Origin of the sequence: Pseudonocardia nantongensis (assembly GCF_046546495.1) — a bacterium.
GTDB lineage: Bacteria > Actinomycetota > Actinomycetes > Mycobacteriales > Pseudonocardiaceae > Pseudonocardia > Pseudonocardia nantongensis.
Window position 1 is genome coordinate 16,491 of the sequence record NZ_JBKGXT010000015.1, and the last position, 18,776, is coordinate 35,266.

Annotated in this window: 17 protein-coding genes; 7 read left to right on the plus strand and 10 right to left on the minus strand. The window is 76.4% G+C overall.

The features are described from left to right. The first annotated feature begins 115 nt into the window (after positions 1–115). The gene (locus tag ACLFMI_RS17000) at positions 116–1,243 is read left to right on the plus strand and encodes a serine hydrolase domain-containing protein (RefSeq protein WP_410948850.1); all 1,128 of its coding nucleotides are present in this window, start codon (positions 116–118) and stop codon (positions 1,241–1,243) included. A gap of 57 nt (positions 1,244–1,300) precedes the next feature. Here the strand turns inward: ACLFMI_RS17000 and ACLFMI_RS17005 are convergent, their stop codons facing one another. From ACLFMI_RS17005 to ACLFMI_RS17020, 4 genes are all read right to left on the minus strand, one after another. Continuing rightward, positions 1,301–1,921: a malonic semialdehyde reductase gene (locus ACLFMI_RS17005; RefSeq protein ID WP_410948851.1), complete on the minus strand. Its 621-nt coding sequence runs from the start codon at positions 1,919–1,921 to the stop codon at positions 1,301–1,303. Between the two features lie 83 nt (positions 1,922–2,004). Beyond that, positions 2,005–2,922, minus strand: a complete 918-nt coding sequence (locus ACLFMI_RS17010; RefSeq protein WP_410948852.1) for an aldose 1-epimerase family protein — start codon at positions 2,920–2,922, stop codon at positions 2,005–2,007. A gap of 23 nt (positions 2,923–2,945) precedes the next feature. Further along, positions 2,946–6,608: an AAA family ATPase gene (locus ACLFMI_RS17015; protein WP_410948853.1), complete on the minus strand. Its 3,663-nt coding sequence runs from the start codon at positions 6,606–6,608 to the stop codon at positions 2,946–2,948. Beyond that, positions 6,605–7,843 carry a metallophosphoesterase family protein gene (locus ACLFMI_RS17020; protein ID WP_410948854.1) on the minus strand — a complete coding sequence of 413 codons (1,239 nt, stop codon included), beginning with the start codon at positions 7,841–7,843 and terminating at the stop codon, positions 6,605–6,607. The genes ACLFMI_RS17015 and ACLFMI_RS17020 overlap by 4 nt, the downstream gene beginning before the upstream one ends. A gap of 230 nt (positions 7,844–8,073) precedes the next feature. Here ACLFMI_RS17020 and ACLFMI_RS17025 point away from each other — a divergent pair, with 230 nt between their 5' ends. From ACLFMI_RS17025 to ACLFMI_RS17040, 4 genes are all read left to right on the plus strand, one after another. Beyond that, positions 8,074–8,262 (plus strand): hypothetical protein, encoded by a 189-nt coding sequence (locus ACLFMI_RS17025; protein WP_410948855.1) that lies wholly within the window; start codon positions 8,074–8,076, stop codon positions 8,260–8,262. Then, positions 8,259–8,489, plus strand: coding sequence for a hypothetical protein (locus ACLFMI_RS17030; RefSeq protein ID WP_410948856.1), 231 nt, complete (start codon positions 8,259–8,261; stop codon positions 8,487–8,489). The genes ACLFMI_RS17025 and ACLFMI_RS17030 overlap by 4 nt, the downstream gene beginning before the upstream one ends. 178 nt (positions 8,490–8,667) lie before the next feature. Further along, positions 8,668–9,477, plus strand: coding sequence for an ABC transporter ATP-binding protein (locus tag ACLFMI_RS17035; RefSeq protein WP_410948857.1), 810 nt, complete (start codon positions 8,668–8,670; stop codon positions 9,475–9,477). Beyond that, positions 9,453–11,030 (plus strand): hypothetical protein, encoded by a 1,578-nt coding sequence (locus ACLFMI_RS17040; protein ID WP_410948858.1) that lies wholly within the window; start codon positions 9,453–9,455, stop codon positions 11,028–11,030. The genes ACLFMI_RS17035 and ACLFMI_RS17040 overlap by 25 nt, the downstream gene beginning before the upstream one ends. Positions 11,031–11,056: 26 nt before the next feature. On the opposite strand, the gene nhaA is transcribed toward ACLFMI_RS17040, so the two are convergent. From nhaA to edd, 3 genes are all read right to left on the minus strand, one after another. Beyond that, positions 11,057–12,373, minus strand: coding sequence for a Na+/H+ antiporter NhaA (gene nhaA, locus ACLFMI_RS17045; RefSeq protein ID WP_410948859.1), 1,317 nt, complete (start codon positions 12,371–12,373; stop codon positions 11,057–11,059). A 68-nt stretch (positions 12,374–12,441) separates the two neighbouring features. Further along, on the minus strand, positions 12,442–13,059 hold the full coding sequence (gene eda, locus ACLFMI_RS17050) for a bifunctional 4-hydroxy-2-oxoglutarate aldolase/2-dehydro-3-deoxy-phosphogluconate aldolase (protein WP_410948860.1): 618 nt from the start codon (positions 13,057–13,059) through the stop codon (positions 12,442–12,444). A gap of 28 nt (positions 13,060–13,087) precedes the next feature. After that, positions 13,088–14,962, minus strand: a complete 1,875-nt coding sequence (gene edd / locus ACLFMI_RS17055) for a phosphogluconate dehydratase (protein ID WP_410948861.1) — start codon at positions 14,960–14,962, stop codon at positions 13,088–13,090. A gap of 159 nt (positions 14,963–15,121) precedes the next feature. Between edd and ACLFMI_RS17060 the strand changes: the two genes are divergently transcribed. Then, positions 15,122–16,333 (plus strand): ROK family transcriptional regulator, encoded by a 1,212-nt coding sequence (locus ACLFMI_RS17060; protein ID WP_410948862.1) that lies wholly within the window; start codon positions 15,122–15,124, stop codon positions 16,331–16,333. A gap of 24 nt (positions 16,334–16,357) precedes the next feature. Here the strand turns inward: ACLFMI_RS17060 and ACLFMI_RS17065 are convergent, their stop codons facing one another. Continuing rightward, on the minus strand, positions 16,358–17,074 hold the full coding sequence (locus ACLFMI_RS17065) for a GNAT family N-acetyltransferase (protein WP_410948863.1): 717 nt from the start codon (positions 17,072–17,074) through the stop codon (positions 16,358–16,360). A gap of 122 nt (positions 17,075–17,196) precedes the next feature. Here ACLFMI_RS17065 and galK point away from each other — a divergent pair, with 122 nt between their 5' ends. Further along, positions 17,197–18,357: a galactokinase gene (gene galK / locus ACLFMI_RS17070; protein ID WP_410948864.1), complete on the plus strand. Its 1,161-nt coding sequence runs from the start codon at positions 17,197–17,199 to the stop codon at positions 18,355–18,357. Positions 18,358–18,370: 13 nt separating this feature from the next. Here galK and ACLFMI_RS17075 read toward each other — a convergent pair whose 3' ends face one another. Further along, entirely contained in the window at positions 18,371–18,559 is a 189-nt protein-coding gene (locus ACLFMI_RS17075) for a hypothetical protein (protein ID WP_410948865.1), read from the minus strand. After that, positions 18,556–18,762, minus strand: a complete 207-nt coding sequence (locus tag ACLFMI_RS17080; protein ID WP_410948866.1) for a hypothetical protein — start codon at positions 18,760–18,762, stop codon at positions 18,556–18,558. Before ACLFMI_RS17080 ends, ACLFMI_RS17075 begins: the two co-directional genes overlap by 4 nt. Between the last annotated feature and the right edge of the window lie 14 nt (positions 18,763–18,776).

Consider the following 18,776-nt stretch of genomic DNA (forward strand, 5'->3'; position numbering starts at 1 on the left):
CGAGATGCGGACCAGCGGGCTTTGTGGATCTCCACGGCCCGCTGAGCTGCATCTCGGCGGGTGCGCGGGGAGCGGCACGGCACGGCGCTGCGGCACGGCACGACGCTGCGTCCCGGTGAGCAGAGCAAAGGCGGTGGCCGGGACGGTCGCGCCCGGGTTCTCGGCGGTCGCGGACGCGTTCGCCGGGGTGCTCGCCGGTTCCCGGGGCGGGGCGGCGTTCTCGGTGGTGCGGGACGGTGCGCCGCTGGTCGAGCTGCACGGCGGGCTCGCCGACCCGGCGACCGGACGGCCGTGGGACTCCGGCACGGTCGCGGTGCTGTTCTCCGGCACCAAGGGCCTCGCCGCGACGACGTGTGCGGCGCTGGCCGACCGGCTCGACCCGGACGCACCGGTCGCGCGGTACTGGCCGGAGTTCGCGGCGGCCGGCAAGGCGGAGGTCACCGTCGGGAACGTGCTCGCGCACACCGCGGGCCTGCCCTACGTCGATCCCGAGCCGGCCCCGGCGGCTGCGCTCGACGACGGGGCGGGTGCGGCCGCGCTGGCCCGGCAGCCGACGCTGTGGCGACCCGGCAGCCGGGTCGCCTACCACGCTCTGACCTGGGGGCACCTGGTCGCGGAGCTGCTGGGCCGGGTGACCGGCGCGGACCCGCGGACGGTGGTGGAGGCCGTCGTCGCGCGGGTCCCGGGCGCCCGGGTGTTCCTGGCGACCGCTCCCCCGCCGCCGGCCCGGATCGTGCGCGCACCCGGCTACCGGATCTCCACGTTCCTCGACGACCCGGTCCGGCGCCGGACCGTCGAGCGGATGTACCGGGTGCTGCTCGACGACGCCGAGACGGTCAACACCCCGGTCTGGTACCGGTCCGGGGCACTGGCCGGCGGCGGGGTCGCCGGCGCGCCGGCGCTCGCCCGGTTCTACGCCGCGCTCGCTGCAACACCCACCGCCCCGGGCCGCTCCCCCGTGCCGGCCGCCGCGCTGGGACGGGCGTGCGCTCCGCACGGCGTCGGCACCGACGCCATCAACGACCGGCCGCTGCGGTTCGGGCTCGGCTACGAGCTGGCCGATCCGCTCGGCACGCACGGTCCGGAACCGGTGGCGTTCGGGCACAGCGGCGCCGGCGGTGGGCGGCACGGCGCCTGGCCGGAGCGCGGGATCGGCTACTCGTTCCTCACCAACGAGCTGCGTGCCGAGGACGCCGACAACCGGGCGTCAGCACTGCTCGGGGCGCTGCACGGGTGCCTGTGAGAGTTGCGCTGCACGGCTGCCCGTGAGGGCGTCCGGTAGCCGGGGCCCGTACCGCGCTCAGGCGAAGGACAGCACCGTCTCGGCGGCCAGCCGCGGCAGCCGCGGGTGCCAGGCGTCCGGGCCGGGGTGGCCGAGGTTGACCACCAGCAGCACCCGGTGCTGCCCGCCCGGGAAGAACTCGTCGGTGACGGCCTCGGCGTCGAACCCGGCCATCGGCCCGGCGGCCAGGCCGTGCGCGCGGGCGGCGAGCACGAAGTAGCCGGTCTGCAGGGTGGCGTTGAACCGGGCCATCGGCTCGCGGCCGTCCCGGCCCCCCTCTTCGAGGCCGTCCCGCATCTCCGGCCTGATCGGGAAGACCTCCGGGATGTTCTCGTGGAAGTCCAGGTCCGCGGCCAGCAGCGCGACGGCCGGGGCCGCCTCCGACTTGGGCTGGTTGCCCTCGGCCAGCAGCGGCAGCAGCCGGGCCTTGCCCTCGGCCGAGCGGACGAAGCTCACCCGCAGCGGCTGGGTGTTGGCCGCGGTCGGTGGCCACTGCGCCAGCTCCCAGATCGCGCGCAGCGTGTCGTCGGACACCGGCTCGTCGGTGAAGGCGTTCGCGGTGCGGGCGTCGGTGAACAGCGCGGCGCGGCCCGGCTCGTCCAATCGCGGGAGCAGCGTCGGGGAAGTCTGTGTGGTCACGAAACGGTAGAACGCTCAATCACTGGTCGATCTTCCCCCGGCGGGGTGTGGTGCCGATCACCGGGACCGCGCTCACTGGCTACTCAGCCGGTCGCGTGCACGCCCCAGCGCAGCACCTGCGGCTCCCCGGGCACGAGCTCGATCAGGTCGGCGCCGGAGTTCAGCGCGTCCGGCGGGCAAGTCATCGGCTCCACCGCGACCGCCCGGGACGCCGTGACCACACCGTCCGGGCCCTGACGCGGGAACCCGTCCGGGGTGAACACCTGCACCCAGCCGAACGCGGGCTCGGCCCACAGCTCGGTCCCGCCGCCGTCCGGGGCCGCGACCCGGTGCCGGACCAGGCCGTCCCGGTCGGCGGGGACGCAGCCGCCGAACGCGTCGTCGAGCTCCAGCCCGGCCAACGGGGTCGAGGCGACATCCCGCTCCAGCCGCACCGGCGGGCCGGTCGGGATGCCGGCACACAGCGGCAGCGAGGTCCGCGCCGCCAGGGTCAGCTCCAGCTCGTCGGTGTCGACGTCGCCGACCCGCAGGTACGGGTGGAAGCCCAGCCCGAACGGCACCGGCGTGTCGCCCAGGTTCTCCACCTCGGTCTCGACGGTCAGGCCGTCGGCGCCGACCGCGTAGGAGATCGTGACCCGGACCGGCTGCGGCCAGCCCGGTTGCACCGTCACGACCGCGGCCAGCGCGATGCGGTCCCCGGCCCGGTCGGTGAGCGTCCACCGGACGTGCCGGAGCAGCCCGTGCAGGGCGTTGCCGGCGGCCGGCTCGGTCAGCGCCAGCCGGTGCTCGGTGCCGCGGTGGGTCCAGGTCCCGCCGCGGACCCGGTTCGGCCACGGCGCCAGCACCGCCCCGGAGCCCTGCGGCGGCCGGACAGTCGGCGGGTGCGGCTCCACCCGCACCCGGCCGCCCTGGGAGAACCCCGAGAGCCCGCCGCCGACCTCGTCCACCTCGGCCCGGGCGTCCCCGGAGACGATCACGAATCGCTCACCGCACGCGTCCACGCCCCGCAGTCTGCCTTGCCCGATCAACCCGCCAGCGGGGTGGCGCGCGCCGCGTCGGCGTCCAGGACCGCCTCCACCGGCCGGGGCGGGCCCAGCTCGGTGACGGTGAACTCGACCCCGGTGTCGCGGGCCAGCCGGACCAGGTGCTCGTGGTGGGTGAACAGCAGCACCTGCTGGTCCCCGGCGATCTCGGCGAGCACCCGGATCGCGGCCGGGGCACGCTCGTCGTCGAAGGTCATCAGGACGTCGTCGAGCACCACCGGCACCGGCGGCAGCCCGGACCCGACCCGGTCGGCCTGCAGCTGCTCGATCCCGGCCAGCCGCAGCGCCAGGTGCACCTGGTCCGCGGTGCCCTCGGACAGCTTCTGCGGGGCGAGCTCCTCCCCGTCGCCGCGCACCGCGACCAGCGTGCGGGACCCGGCGCCCGGCTCGGCCGGCGGGCGCAGCGCCACGAACCGGCCGCCGGTGAGCCGCTCCAGCAGCGCGCCGGCCCGGACCAGCAGCGGCGAGGCATGGCTGCGCTCGTAGGCCTCCAGCTCGCGGCGCAGGATCTCGCGCTGCAGGTGCAGCACCAGGTAGCGCTCCGCGGCGTCCGCGACACCGGCCAGCTCTTCCTGGGCGCGGGCGTGCAGCTCCGCGGCGCCGTCGGTGCCCTCCAGCTCCCGACGGCGGGCGCGCAGCCCACCGAGCTGCTCGCGGACCTCGTCCTGCTCGGTGTCGAGCTCGCGCTCGTGCTCCTCGGCCCGGTCCCGGGCCTCGGCGAGCGCACCCGGCTCGGTCTCCGGGGCGGTCCCGGCCAGCTCGTCGGCGTCCAGGTCCGGGGCGGCGGCGGCGAGCAGCCGGGCCTGCTCGCCGGCCCGCGCGTCGAGGTCCGCGACGACCGCGCCGCGCTCGGCCGCAGCCTCCAGCCCGCCCGGCTCCATCGCCTCAGTCAGGGCCAGCTCGACGGCGAGCCGGTCCAGCACCGCCCCGGCCGCGGCGACCTCGCGGGCCGCGCGGGTCGCCGCGTCCTCGCCGGCGACGATGCCGTCGTCGAGGTGCCCGGCCGAGACCGCCCCCTTGGTCACCTCGCGGACCCGGTCGGCCAGCTCACCGAGCCGGTCCGCGGACGCGGTGCCGGTCGGGGCCCGCTCCAGGTGTCGCTCGGCCAGCGTGCCGACCGCGCGCCGGTGCGCTGCGGCCGCCCGTTCCAGGCGCCGGGCCTCGTCGTCGTTGCGACGGGCCAGCCCACCGGCCTCCTGGGCGTCGGTGACGGTGTCCCGCCGGGTGTCCCAGCCGGCCGGTTCCAGGTCGGTGGGCAGCCCGGCGCCGCGCAGCGCGAACCGCCACCGCTGGGTCGCGAGCTCCCGCTCGTGCCGGGCCGCGTCCGCGGCGCCACCGGCCCGCTCGGCCTCGCTGCGCAGCCGGTCCAGCAGCACCCGGCGGTCCCGGGCCCGCTCGGCCTCCACGGCCAGGTCCTCGGCGGCGACCAGCAGCACGTCCAGCGGGGCGTCCGCGCGTGGCCGGCCGGCCGCGGCCAGCGCGGCGGCCAGCGCCCGTTCCTGCTCGCCGGCCTGGTCGTGCAGACGGACCAGGCGCTCGTCGGCCCGGGCCACCTCGTCCTGCGCGCGGGCCGCCTCGGCCAGCGCGGCCAGCACGGCGTCCGCGTCGTCCGGCTCCGGGACGGCGACGCCGTGCGAGCGCCACAGGGTCGCCCACGCCGTGTCGGCCGCCTCGGCCCGCTCCCGGGCCGCGGTGACGGTCTCGCCCGCCGCGCCGGCCGCGGTGTCGGCGTCGGTCAGCTCGGACTCCCGGTGGGCCAGCTCGGCGACCCGGTCGGCGGAGGAGATCATGTCGTCGGCGACCCGGTCCGCGGCGACGACCGCCACGGTGACCCGGCCCGCGGCGGCCGCGGTGTCCCCGGCGGACGCGCCCAGCAGGGCCTGCACGGCGGCGTCCCGCTCGGCGCGGGCGGCGGACAGCGCGTCCGGCCCGACCGGGCGGCCGCGCCCGGCGACCGCATCCCGGGCCGAGCGGGCGCGGTGCGCACGCTCGCCGGCCTCGGCGGCGGTCCGGTCGGCGGCGCGCAGGTCCTGCTCGGCGGCCCGCAGCGTGGCCCGCGCCGCCCGGACCTCGCGGGTCGGCGGCGCCAGCACGGCGGGCGCGGCCGGACCGGCACCAGCCGGGCCGGCGCCGGTGCCGGCCGAGCCGTCCGGGTTCCCGGCGCCACGGTCGCCGGTACCAGGGTCCCCGGCGTCAGGCTCCCCGGTGCCGGCCGAGCCGTCGGGGTCCCCGGCGCCACGGTGGCCGGCCGCGATCAGGGCCTCGGTGCGGCGGGCCGTCGCCGCGTCCCGCTCGACGACCGCCGCCCGGCACAGCGCCGCGGCCGAGCCCTCGCTCTCGATCGCGCGGCGCACCTCGGCGACCCGCCCGACCCGGTCCGGGTCCAGCCCGCCGGGGGCCTCGGCGGCGTCGCGCACCTCGGCCAGCGCGGCCGCGTGCATCGCCTCGGCGCGCTCCGCCTCGACCGTGGCCTCGTGTAGCCGGCGGGCCGCCTCGTCCAGGTCCCGGGCCCGGTCGGCGGGCAGGTGCACCGCGGCCAGCCGCTCACCGGCGGACCGACCGTCCTCGGCGACCAGCCCGGCGAGCGCGGTCTCGGCGCGCCGGTGCAGCTCGGCCGCCTCGGTGCGCAGCCGGGCGGCGCGGTCGGCGTCCGCGGCGCGGGCCTGGGCTGCGGACTCCAGCTCTCGGATCCGGGTGGCGTCGGCGAGCAGGTCCTCGTCCAGGTCGAGCTCGGCGCGTCGGGCCCGCAGCTCGTCGGCCCGCTCCCGGTGCCCGTCCCGGTCAGCCTCCGCGGACTCCCGGGCCGCGGTGGCCTCGGTGTACTCGGCGAGCGCGGCCGCGTCCAGGGCGGCCCCGCTCGCGCAGAGGCTCTCCCGCTCGGCCCGCAGCCGGGCCAGCTCGCGGGCGGGTTCGTGGCCGCGCACGGCCTGCCGGGCCCGGTCCGCGCCGGTCGCGGCGGAACGGCGGGTGCGGGCCAGTTCGGCGGCACGCCGCTCCAGGCGGCCGATCTCGTCGGCGACCGCGGTGACCTCGCCGGCCCGGGCCGTGCGCTCGCCGGCCGCGGCCTCGGCCTCGGTGAACCGGGCGAACGCGGTTCGGACCTCGACCGACTTCGAGCCGCGGTGATCCTTCCACAGCGCGTCGGCCTCGGCGTCCAGCGCGGCGATCAGGGCGCGGGCGTCCCGGCCGCTGCGGGCGGTGAACACCAGCTCCGCGAGGTCCCCGCCGCCGGCGCAGAGCCGGCGGCCACCCTCGCGCAGCTCCTCGTGCCCGAGCCCGTACGCCTCCCGCCAGTGCCGGCGGGCCTCGGCGTTGGCGGCTCCCCAGGGGCTCTCGTACGGCTCGGCGCCGTCCCCGTCACCGTCGGCGGTGTGCAGGCCGCGGGTGGTGCGCCGTACCTGCCGGTCCCCGTCCGGGGTCTGCACCGTCGCCGCCACGGCGAGCCGGGCCGGGCTGACGGCGTAGGCGTGCCGGGCCGGGCGGGGCATCCCCCACAGCAGGTCGGACAGCGCGTCGAGCAGGGTGGTCTTGCCGGCCTCGTTCGGCCCGGAGACGATCGTCAGGCCGGAGCCGAGCTCCAGCTCGCGGTCGGTGTAGGCACCGTAGCGCTCCAGGACCAGCGAGCGCAGCCGCGCGTCCGTCACCGGTGCTCCCCCGTCCCGGCCATCCGGGCCAGCAGCTGTTGCTCGGCCTGGCGGGCCATGGCGGCCAGCCGCTCGTCGTCCCGCAGGTCCAGCAGGCCCGCCTCGCGCAGCCGGCGCCCGATCTCGCGTTCCAGCGGGCCTGCCAGCTCCCGGACCCGCTCCGGGTCCCCGGCCAGGCCCGCAGCCGCTTCCGACACCGCCGTGGTCAGCTCCGGGTCCACGGCCAGCGCGTCGGCCGGCGGCCGGGTGCGCAGGCGCACCTTCTCCAGCGCCGCCCCGGCCTGCCCGGCGATCAGCTCCAGCTCGGTGCGGACCTTCGCGGTGTCGGTCAGGGCGGCCGCGGCCGGTCCGGAACCGGACAGCGTGACCTGCGCGACGACGGTGCGCGGCGCGGCCTGCACGCACCGCTCGCGCAGCGCGGCGGCGACCGCGTCGAACACCTCGTCGGCGTCGGCGAGGCCGGCGATGTCGACCTCCACCAGCTCCCAGCGAGCCACGTCGAGCACCATCGGCTCGACCGCGGCCGACCGCTCCGGTTCCAGGTCGACCATCAGCGCGCCCTTCGGTCCGCGCTCCTGCGGGTGCCTGCCCTGCAGGTTCCCGGAGAACGCGGCCCGGTGCGAGCCCCCGCAGACCGTCCGCTGCTCGTGCACGTGGCCGAGGGCGAAGTACTCGTAGCCGCAGCCGGACAGGTCCTCCGGGCGGCACGGCGCGTACGTGTCGTGCCGGTCGTCGCCCTGCACCGAGGTGTGCAGCATCCCCACGTTGACCAGGCCCGGGACCCGGTCCGGGTAGGCCGGGACCAGGTTCTCCAGCACGGCGCGGCGGGCGAAACCCTGCCCGTGCACGGCCAGGCCCAGATCGTCGAGGACGACCGTCTCCGGCGCCTCGACCGAGAGCCGGCGGGTGTTCGGCGGCAGCCGCAGCGACCGGGTGATCTCGGACTCCGCATCGTGGTTGCCGTTGATCAGGAAGACCGGGATGCCCTCGTCGTGCAGCCGGGACAGCTGGCGGACGAAGAACGCGCCGGTGGCGTAGTCCTTCCAGTCCCCGTCGTAGATGTCGCCTGCCAGCAGCAACGCGTCCGCCCGGACGTCGACCACCGCGTCGACCAGGTTCTCGCAGGCGCGCCGGGTCGCCGCGCGCAGCGTGCCGGCCAGCTCGGAGTCGCCCAGCCGGGCCAGGCCGCGCAGCGGGCTGTCCAGGTGCAGGTCGGCGGCGTGCACCAGGCGCATCGCGGACCTCCGGGTTCGGGGAGCGGGAGCGCGAACGACAGGCCTGTCGTTCGACGCACCGAGTGTAGGAGAGGCCACCGACATCTCCCGCGGACCCGACCCGGTGCGCCGCCGCCGACCCGACGGTGCCGCAGCGCACAGGGCGGGCTGGGCCACATCGGGGTGCCGGGCCCGCCGCGCGCGTGGAGCATGCAGGTACGACCCGTCCATCCCCGGTGAAGGTCCGAATCATGATCCAGCTCTGCGAACGGTGCTACGGCCAGATCGACCCGGCCACCGAACGCTTCTTCCGGCTCGCGCACATCGACCACGCCGACGCCTCCGGGCACGTCGTCTGGAACCACGCGGCGGTGCACGTCGACCCGTGCGGGTCCGTGCCGTCGGAGACGCCGGCCGGATGGCAGGACCGCGCGGCGTGATACGCACCCTGCTCTGCGAGCGCTGCTGGTCCTCGATCGACCGGACCCGCGAGCCGCTCCGGACAGCCCGGGCCGCCCCGCACGGCGCCGCCGACGGCGGCCCGCTGCGGACCTTCGTGCACGCGCTGCCCTGCCTCACCCCGGACACCGGCGACTGGAACCCGGTACGGCGCGGCCTCTCCCCCGCCGCGATCCGGCACGCCGCGGCGCAGGCCGACCACCGGTAGCCGTCCGGCTCCCGCCCCGGCACTCCCGCCGACAGCGCGGCAGCGCGACAGCGCGACAGCCTGCGGGCACGTTCGGGGGCAGCTCGGCCACGGGGGGCGCTGCGGCTGCTCCACACCCGCACGTCGTCCTATCCTCACTGCGTATGCGATCTCCGGCTGCCGCGTTCGAGGACGACCGATGACCGACGCCGGCGCGAGGGCCGACTCCGGCCCGCCACCCGTGAGCCCGCCGGCCCTGGCCACCGAGGGGCTGTGCAAGACCTTCGGCACCACGCGTGCGGTGGACGACCTCGGTCTCACCGTGCCGCCGGGATCGTTCTACGGCCTGGTCGGGCCGAACGGCGCGGGGAAGACCACGGCGCTGTCGATGGCGGTCGGCCTGCTGCGGCCCGACGCCGGTCGGGTCCGCATTCTCGGAACCGACGTGTGGGCCGACCCCGTCGCCGCCAAGGCGCGGGTCGGTGTGCTGCCCGACGGACTCGCGCTGCCCGAGCGGCTGACCGGCCACGAGCTGCTGACCTACATGGGTGCGCTGCGCCGCCTGGATCCCGAGACCGTTGCCGGGCGCACCGAGGAACTGCTCGAGGTGCTCGACCTCGCCGGCGCCGAACGCACCCTGGTGATCGACTACTCCGCGGGCATGCGCAAGAAGATCGGACTCGCGGCGGCGCTGCTGCACGCGCCGGGGCTCCTGGTGCTCGATGAGCCGTTCGAGGCCGTCGACCCGGTCTCCGCGAGCACCATCCGCACGATCCTGCAGCGCTTCGTCGCCGGCGGTGGCGCGGTCGTACTGTCCAGCCACCTCATGACGCTGGTCGAACAGCTCTGCGACCACGTCGGCGTCATCGCCGCCGGCCAGGTGGTCGCCGAGGGCCGCGTGGCCGAGATCGCCGCCGGCGGCACGCTGGAGGACGCGTTCGTCCGCCTCGTGGGAGCCCGGACCGGCGGAGAGGTGGGGCTGTCGTGGTTGGCGTCGTCGTCGGACTGAAGCTGCGGATCCTGCGGCACACCCTGCACGGGCGGCGGGCGGTGCTCGTCGCCCTCGGCTCGGTCTACGGGCTCGCGGGCGCCGCGGTGACGGCGCTGGTCCCGCTCGCCGCGTCGGACGTCGCGACGGCCACCGATCTGATCGCGGTGTTCGTCGCGGCGTGGGCCCTGGGCTGGGCCGTCGGACCGATCGCCCTCGGTGGGGGTGACGAGACCGTGCGTCCGGAGAACTTCGCGCTGCTGCCGCTGCGGCCCGGCGAGCTCGCCCGGGCGATGGGCGCCGCGTCACTGGTCGGCGCCGGACCCGTCGTCACGCTGCTCGCGTTCACCGCACACGTATGGGTGGGGCTGCGGGCCGGGATCGGGCCCGCCCTGGTCGGGGTCCTGGCCACCGTGCTCGAGCTGGGCCTGGTCGTACTGGTCTCCCGCACCGTCGTGGCGGCGCTCAGCACGATGATCGGCTCTCGCCGCGGGCGCGACCTGGGCACCCTGCTGGCCTCGCTCGGCGCGCTGGCCTTCCTCCCGTTGCAGTTCCTGTCCGGGCTGCTCGCCCCGATGCTCGCCGGCGGCGGACTCGGCACCGCGGGTGCCGTCCTGCGGGCCCTGCCGACCGGGTGGGGAGCGGTCGCGGTGCGGTCTGCGGCGGCGGGCGAGCTCCTGCCGACCCTGGCGCCGCTGCTCGGGCTGGTCGTGCTGCAGGCTGGACTGCTCGGGTTGTGGGGAGTGCTGTTGCGCCGGCGGCTCACGGCGACGGTTTCAAGGGGTGGTCCGGCGCACCGGGACGCGTCGTCGGCTCCGCCCACGGCGCGGCGGCGGGGCCGGCGGCCGTTGGGCGCCGTCGTGGTGCGGGAGCTGCGCCTGTGGCGCCGCGACGCGCGCCGTCGTTCGGTGCTGCTCACGGCGCTCGTGCTGGGGCTGGTGCTGCCCGTCGCCTGGTCCGCCGGCGGGAGCACCGCCGGCGCGTACGCCGCGCTGTGGATCGCGGTGTTCGGGGCGACCCAGCTCGCCAATGGCTACGGCCTTGACGGCGGTTCGATGTGGGCACTGCTGGTGGTGCCCGGATCGGTGCGCGCCGACGTGCGGGGGCGCCAGCTGGCGTGGCTGGTGCTGGTCGGGCCGCTCGTCGTCGCGGCGGCGGTCGCCGGGCCGGTGCTGACGGGGTCGTCGTCGGCGCCGGTGTGGCTGGCCGGTCTGGTGCCCACCCTGCTCGGCGCCGGGGCCGGACTCGTCGTGCTGCAGTCGGCGTACCTGCCGGTGGCCCTGCCGCCGGGGTCGAACCCGTTCAGCCGGGGCGGTTCCGGATCGGGCATCGGATGCCTGCAGGGCCTGGCGGCGATCGCCTTCCTGCTCCTGCTCGTGCCCGTGACCCTGCCGGTGGTGGCGCTGGTGCTCATCGGGCGGCTCGCCGAGCTACCCGTCGTCGCCTGGGCGGGCGTCCCGGTCGGGGTAGCCATCGGGATCGCGGTGGCCTGGTGGTGGGGCGCTCTCGCCGTCCGCCGCGTCGAGGCGCACGGGCCGGAGATCCTCGCCGAGGTGCGCACCCCGGCCGCCTGATCAGCCGGGCTGTCGCCCCCGCGCGCTCAGTCCGGCCGTTCCCGGTCGTCCTCCTGGTAGACGTCCGGGACCCCGTCCGCGTCGTCGTCGCGGGTCTCGGCCTGGGCGATCTTCCGGTAGTGCGCGTTGCGCCGGCGCAGCACCACCGCGGCCACCAGCGTCGCGGTCAGCGACCCGGTCAGCACGCCGACCTTCACATGGTCGTCCTGCGGGGTGCCGGTGCCGAAGGCCAGCTCCCCCACCAGCAGCGACACCGTGAACCCGATGCCGGCCAGCTGGGCCAGGCCGAGCAGGTCCCACCAGCTCAGGTCGTCGGAGAGCCGGGCTTGAGTGAACCGTTGCACCAGCCAGGTCGACCCGAGCACACCGACGGTCTTGCCCAGCACGAGCCCGGCGATGATCCCGAGCGTCACCGGGTCGGCCAGGGTGGCGCCGAAGCCGCCGCTGTCGATCACCGAGACCCCGGCCGCGAAGAACGCGAACACCGGCACCGCGACGCCCGCCGAGATCGGCCGCCAGAAGTGCTCGAACCGCTCGTTGAGCGAGTGCCCGTCGGTCGTGGTGTCGCTGCGCCGGGCCAGCACCGGGACCGTGAACCCGAGCAGCACGCCGGCGACGGTGGCGTGCACCCCGGACTCGTGCACGAGTACCCAGGTCAGGACGGCGAGCGGGAGCAGCAACCACCACGCCCGCACCCCCCGCTGCACCGCGAGCGTGAACAGCGCCAGCGGGACCAGGGCCAGCAGCAGCGGACCGAACGCGAGGTCGTCGGTGTAGAAGATCGCGATCACCGTGATGGCCAGCAGGTCGTCGACCACGGCCAGGGTGAGCAGGAACATCCGCAACGCGGACGGCAGGCTGGACCCGATCACGGCCAGCACCGCCACCGCGAACGCGATGTCGGTAGCGGTGGGGATCGCCCAGCCGACCAGCCCGTTCGGGTTACCCGCGTTGATCGCCACGTAGATCAGGGCCGGCGCGATCATGCCGCCGACGGCCGCAGCCACCGGGAGCAGCGCCTTCGCCGGGTCGCGCAGGTCGCCGGCCAGGAACTCGCGCTTGAGTTCCAGCCCGACGACGAAGAAGAAGATCGCGAGCAGCCCGTCTGCGGCCCAGGTGGCCAGGGACAGGTCCAGGTGCAGCGCCGCCGGGCCGATCGTGAACCCGGCGAGGTCGAAGTAGGCCTCCCGCCACGGGGAGTTGGCGAACAGCAGCGCGAGCACCGCGGCCCCGACCAGCAGGACCCCACCGACGGTCTCGGCGCGCAGCACCTCGCCGATGCGGCGCGCTTCCGGCCACGAGCGGAGGGCGAAGAGTCGGGGGGCCTTACGAGGAGTGTTCACGGGTCTCCGGGGGTTTCGGGCAGGTCGGACCGCTCGCCGACCAGACTTCCCGGCACACCGTATGCAGGTTAACCCAGCGCCGCAGCTGTCGCCGCCACGGCCCGGATCCGATCCCAGTCCCCGGCCGCGACCAGGTCCGGCGGGGTCAGCCAGGTGCCGCCGACACAGGGGACGTTCGGCAGCGCCAGGTAGTCCGGGGCCGAGTCGGCGGTGACCCCGCCGGTCGGGCAGAACCGCAGGTCCGGCAGCGGACCGGCGACGGCGTTGAGGAACGGGCGCCCGCCGGCCGCCTCGGCCGGGAAGAACTTCATCGCGGTGTGCCCGCGCTCGGCGACGGCCAGCATCTCCGAGATCGTCGACGTGCCGGGCAGCAGGTCCAGCCCGGAGTCCTCCATCGCGTCCAGCAGCCGCGCGCTGGCACCCGGGCTGACCAGGAACCGGGCGCCGGCCTCGGCGGAGCGCCGGACGTCGTCGGGGCTGCACACGGTCCCGGTCCCGACGACCGCGTCCGGCACCTCGGCCGCGATCCGCCGCACCACCTCGGTGGCGGACGGGGTCCGCAGGGTCACCTCGATCACCGGCAGGCCGCCGTCGACCAGGGCACGGGCCAGCGGCACGGCCGCCGCGGCGTCGTCCAGGACGACGACGGGGACGACCGGGGCCCGCTGCAGCAGCTTCTCGCTCATGGGTTCCTTCCGGGGCAGCTCGGCGGCATCAGTTCGACAGCGCGACCGACGCGCCGCGGTCCGCGGGGCCGACGGCGGCCCGGAACGCGGCGAACAGCTCACGCCCGGTGCCGGAGGTCGGCCCGGGTCCCCCGGCCGGGGCGACGGGGTCCCGGGCGTCGAACCCGCCGGCGTCGATCAGGGACAGCGTGCCGGTCAGCGTGTCGAGCCGGAGCACGTCCCCGTCCCGGACCTTCGCCAGCGGTCCGCCGTCGGCGGCCTCCGGGGTGACGTGCAGCGCGGCCGGGACCGCGCCGGACGCGCCGGACATCCGGCCGTCGGTGACGACGGCGACGGCCTGCCCGCGCTCCTGCAGCACGCTCAGCGGTGGCGTCAGCTTGTGCAGCTCGGGCATCCCGTTGGCGCGCGGGCCCTGGAACCGGACGACCGCGACGAGATCCCGCCCGTCCAGCTCGCCGGCCTCGTAGGCGCTCAGCAGGTCGGCCTGGTCGTCGAACACCCGGGCGGGCGCGGTGACGACCCGGTGAGCCGGATGCACCGCGGAGGTCTTGACCACCGACCGGCCGAGGTCGCCGTGCAGCACCCGCAGGCCGCCGTCCGGGGCGAACGGGTCGGCGACGCCGCGCAGCACGGCCTTGTCCGGGCTCTCGGCCGGGCCCTCCTGCCAGATCAGCTCACCGTCGTCCCCGGAGCCGTCCAGGAACGGCTCGCGGGTGTAGCGGGACAGGCCCGGACCGTCCACGGTCCGGACGTCGTCGTGCAGCAGGCCCGCGGCCAGCAGCTCGCGGATCAGCAGCTGCATCCCGCCGGCGGCCCGGAAGTGGTTCACGTCCGCGCTGCCGTTCGGGTAGATCCGGGCCAGCAGCGGCACGACCGCGGACAGGTCGGAGAAGTCGTCCCAGGTCAGCTGCACGCCCGCGGCGGCAGCCATCGCGACCAGGTGCATGGTGTGGTTGGTCGACCCGCCGGTGGCCAGCAGCGCGACGACGCCGTTCAGCACGGCGCGCTCGTCCACGATCTCGCCCATGGCGAGCGACGGGTCGCCGGCCGCGGCCAGTGCCCGGCGCGCGGTCTCGGCGGTCAACGCGTCGCGCAGCGGGGTGCCCGGGTTGACGAAGGACGAGCCCGGCAGGTGCAGGCCCATGACCTCCATCAGCAGCTGGTTCGAGTTGGCGGTGCCGAAGAAGGTGCAGGTCCCGGGGCCGTGGTAGCTCTGCGACTCGGCGTCGAGCAGCTCCTCGCGGCCGACCTCGCCGGCCGCGAACGCCTGCCGGACCCGGGACTTCTCCCGGTTCGGCAGCCCGGAGGGCATCGGCCCGGCCGGGGCGAGCAGCACCGGCAGGTGGCCGAACGACAGCGCCCCGATGACCAGACCCGGGACGATCTTGTCGCAGACCCCGAGCAGCACGGCGGTGTCGAACATGTCGTGCGAGAGGGCGACCGCGGTCGACATCGCGATCACGTCCCGGGAGAAGAGCGAGAGCTCCATCCCGGCGCGGCCCTGGGTGATGCCGTCGCACATGGCGGGCACGCCGCCGGCCACCTGGGCAACGCCGCCGGCCTCCCGGGCGGCCTGCTTGAGCAGTGCCGGATAGGTCTCGAACGGCTGGTGCGCCGAGAGCATGTCGTTGTAGGCGGTGACGATCGCCAGGTTGCGGGCCGGGGTCGCGGTCAGCGTCAGCTTGTCCGGGCCGCAGGCAGCGGCGCCGTGCGCCAGGTTGGCGCAGCCGAGACCCTCGCGGCTCGGGCCTGCGGCGGGGCCCTGTGCGGCGGCCGAGCGGATGCGCTCGAGGTAGGCGGCGCGGGTGCCTGCGGAACGGGCGACGACCCGCTCGGTGACCTCGGCGAGAACCGGGTGCGGGGCCGGGAGGGTGGGCCCGGCGGGGCCGGGGGTACGGGTCACGGTGCGTCGGTCTCCAGGTGGTGGGCGGTGGTCGGACCGGGCGGAGGTGCATCGATGCCGTGCGATACGCACACTAGCGAACCTCTTCGGTACTCACAAGACCTTACTGTTGCCTGATCAGCGTTTTGCCAGCTCAAAGCCCTGTGGTTCACTGGACGAATGCGAGGACGTACCCCGACCAGCGCACCGGCCACCGCCGGTGAGATCTTCCGGCTGGTCCGGGACGGTCTGGCCGGCACCCGGACCGAGATCGGCCGGGAGACCGGCCTCTCCCGGACCGCCGTCGCCGCCCGGGTGGACCGGCTGCTCACCGACGGCCTGGTCACCGAGGTCGTCGGAGCCGCCGCCACCGGCGGCCGGCCGGCGGCCCGGCTCGAGTTCAACTCGGCAGGCGGCACCGTGCTCGCGCTCTCGGTCGGCGTCAGCCGCAGCAAGGCGGCGGTCTGCGACCTGACCGGCACCATCCTCGCCGAGGACACCCTGGACCATCCGGCGTCGGTCGGGCCCGAGCGGCTGCTCGGCGACGCGATCGCGCTGCTGGAGAAGCTGCTGCTCGAGGCCGGCGCCGACGACGCAGGCATCCGCGGCATCGGGCTGTCCATCCCCGGCAGCGTGGACGGCCGCAACGGCTGGTCGGTCGGTGTCCCGTCGCTGCCGGGCTGGGAACGGATCGCGCTGCCGCCGCTGCTCACCGAGCGGTTCCCGGTGCCGGTGCGGGTGGACAACGACGTCAACGTGATGGCGCTGGCCGAGCACGCCGCGCACCCGGACGTCGACGACCTGCTCATGGTCAAGATCGGCTCCGGGGTGGGCGCCGGGCTGGTGTCCGGCGGGTTCCTGCAGCGCGGGGCCTGGGGCGCGGCCGGCGAGATCGGTCACACCCCGGTGCACGACGGCCCGGGCGTCGGCTGCGGTTGCGGCAACGTCGACTGCCTGGAGGTGCTCGCCTCCGGGCGGGCCCTGGTGCGTGACCTCGCCGCGCACGCCGGCGCCGCCCCCGACCGCGCCGTCCCGGTCCGGGAGGTGTCCGCGATCGGCGACGTCGTCGCGCTGGTCAAGCAGGGCGATCCGGACGCGGTCCGGCTTGTCCGGATCGCCGGGCGGCGGCTCGGCGAGGTGCTCGCGGCCGCGGTGAACCTGGTCAACCCGGCGCTGGTGGCCATCGGGGGCGACCTGGTCGGCGCGTTCGACCCGCTCGTCGCGGGCGTGCGAGAGGCGATCTACCGGCGCTCGATGGCCGCCGCGACGCAGAACCTGCGGATCGAACCGGGCCTGCTCGCCGAGCGCAGCGGCGTGATCGGCTGCGCGATCCTGGTGCTCGACGAGGTGCTCTCCCCCGCCGCCGTCGACGGTGCGCTGGCGCGCCCGTGAGTGGTTATCGCGGTCGGGGCCTCGCTATCCGGTCACGGGCGCCTGCACCATGTCGAACCGCATCTCGCGGGTGATCGTGAAGCCCATCCGCCGGTAGAGCCGGATCGCGCCCTCGTTCACCGCCGAGGCGTGCAGCACCGGCAGCTCGCCGCGGGCGACGATGCCGGCGGCGACCGCGCGGACCAGCCGGGCGGCCAGGCCCTTGCCCCGCCACTCCTCGTCGGTGCAGACGGCGGAGATCTCGCACGCGCCGCCGGCGCCCTCCGGCCCGAGCCGCATCCGCTCGCCGGCCATCGCGACCAGCCGGCCGTCGTGCCGGATCCCCAGGTAGCGGCCGAGCTCGGCGGTGCGCTCCAGCCACGGGCCCGGCCGCGTCCGGGCGGCCAGCCCGGCCATCTCGGCGCGGTCGTCCGGGCCCAGCTCGACGGCGTGCTCGTCCGGCTCGGTCTGCAGGCCGGAGCCCTCCATCTGGACGCCGGGGAACGGGTGGACGAGCGACCAGCCCGGCGGCAGGTCCGGCGGGCCGTCGCCGGGACGGACCAGCACCGCGGGCGAACCCGGCTCGCACAGCGCCGCCAGGTCCGCCCAGTCGTCGCCGGACGGGGTGGGCGGCAGCCCGGCGAACGGCGAGACCTCGGCATCGAACCGGACCGCACCCCCGCGCACGGCGCCGAAGGCGTGCAACCGGCCGTGCAGGGCCGCCGGGACCGGGTTGGTCAGGGAGTCCGGGGACTGGGGCATGCCACCGATCCTGCCCGCCGCATCTCGCCGCGGCCGCCGCACCCCGTCACCGGTACGGCGGCCGTCGGCGACGACCGCCGGTTCGGCTAGCGTGCCGTCCCGGACCTCCCGAAAGGACCCCGATGACCCACGGCACCCGCCACGACACCGGCATCCGCGCCGGCACCGCGTTCGCCGCCCGGCACGACCGGTCCCCGGCCGGGGTCTGGTTCGCGCCGGGCCGGGTGAACCTGATCGGCGAGCACACCGACTACAACGACGGGTTCGTGCTGCCCTTCGCGCTGCCGCAGCGCGCGGTGCTGGCCGCGGGCCCGGCTGCCGGGCGGCGCAGCACGGTCCGCTCGACGCAGGAGGCGGAGCCGGTCACGTTCTCCGCGGCCACGGTCGTCCCGGGTGAGGTGCCCGGCTGGGCCGGTTACGTGGCCGGGACCTGCTGGGCGTTCCGGGAGGCCGGGTACCCGGTGCCGGAGCTGGACCTGGAGCTGGACTCGGACGTCCCGGTCGGGGCCGGGCTGTCGTCGTCGGCGGCGGTGGAGTCCGCGGTGGGGGTGGCGCTGGCCGGGCTGGCCGGGGTCGAGGTCGGCCCGACCGAGCTGGCCCGGATCGCGCGCCGGGCGGAGAACGAGTTCGTCGGCGCGCCGACGGGCGGGATGGACCAGATGGCGGCGATGCACGGGCGGGCCGGGCGGCTGGTCTTCCTCGACACCCGCGACGACACCGTCGAGCTGGTCCCGTTCGACCTGCCCGCGCACGACCTGGAGCTGCTGGTGATCGACTCGCGGGCGCCGCACGCGCACGCCGGCGGGGAGTACGGGCAGCGGCGCAGGGACTGCGAGGAGGCCGCCGCCGCCCTCGGGGTGCCGGCACTGCGCGACGCCCTCCTCGACGACGTCGAGCGGCTGGCCGACGACCGGGTCCGGCGGCGGGCCCGGCACGTCGTCACCGAGAACGACCGGGTCCGCGAGGTGGTCCGGCTGCTGGGCGTCGGCACCGACCCGCGGGAGATCGGGCCGCTGCTCGACGCCTCGCACACCTCGATGCGCGACGACTTCGAGATCACCGTCCCGCACATCGACGTCGCCGTGGAGGCCGCCCGCGCGGCCGGGGCGTACGGGGCACGGATGACCGGCGGCGGCTTCGGCGGCTGTGTCATCGCGCTGTGCGGGGCCCGCGACGTCGCCGCCGTGACCGAGGCCGTCGAAGCCGCCTACGCCGGACGCGGCTGGACGGCGCCGGTCGCCTTCCCCGGCACCCCGTCCGCCGGAGCCGCCCGGCTCGGCTGAACGACGCCACGCCTCACCACCACTCGGCGTCGAGCCTGGCCTCGATGTCGCGGGCGTGCCGGCGCGCGCAGTCCGGGCACAGCCAGGTCTCCCGGCCGCGCGCATCCCGCTCGGTCACCCAGCCCGCCATCGCGGCGGCGCCCGGACCCGCCGGCCCGGGCGTGCCGCAGAGCCGGCAGGCCGGTGCCGGGGTGTCGGTCACCCCCGGGATCGTGCCGGAGCCGGGACCTCGTCGTCGAGGTGCGCGCCGCCGACCGAGACGGTCCGCGATCGTCGCGCAGGCCTCAGCTGGATCCGGCGGACGAGCATCACCGGCAGCACGACGAGTGCCGCGGCCGGTCCGCCGAACAGCACCCGGCGCCGCAATGATCGTTCCGACCGCACCGATCCCGTACCCGGCACCATCCGCCGGCGGATAA

Bases quoted from the DNA above. Each gene is read 5' to 3' on its own strand.
- ACLFMI_RS17020 (WP_410948854.1), bottom strand. From the start codon at position 7,843: ATGCGCCTGGTGCACGCCGCCGACCTGCACCTGGACAGCCCGCTGCGC.
- ACLFMI_RS17025 (WP_410948855.1), top strand. From the start codon at position 8,074: ATGATCCAGCTCTGCGAACGGTGCTACGGCCAGATCGACCCGGCCACC.
- ACLFMI_RS17035 (WP_410948857.1), top strand. From the start codon at position 8,668: ATGACCGACGCCGGCGCGAGGGCCGACTCCGGCCCGCCACCCGTGAGC.
- eda (WP_410948860.1), bottom strand. From the start codon at position 13,059: ATGAGCGAGAAGCTGCTGCAGCGGGCCCCGGTCGTCCCCGTCGTCGTC.
- ACLFMI_RS17060 (WP_410948862.1), top strand. From the start codon at position 15,122: ATGCGAGGACGTACCCCGACCAGCGCACCGGCCACCGCCGGTGAGATC.
- ACLFMI_RS17065 (WP_410948863.1), bottom strand. From the start codon at position 17,074: ATGCCCCAGTCCCCGGACTCCCTGACCAACCCGGTCCCGGCGGCCCTG.
- galK (WP_410948864.1), top strand. From the start codon at position 17,197: ATGACCCACGGCACCCGCCACGACACCGGCATCCGCGCCGGCACCGCG.
- ACLFMI_RS17080 (WP_410948866.1), bottom strand. From the start codon at position 18,762: ATGGTGCCGGGTACGGGATCGGTGCGGTCGGAACGATCATTGCGGCGC.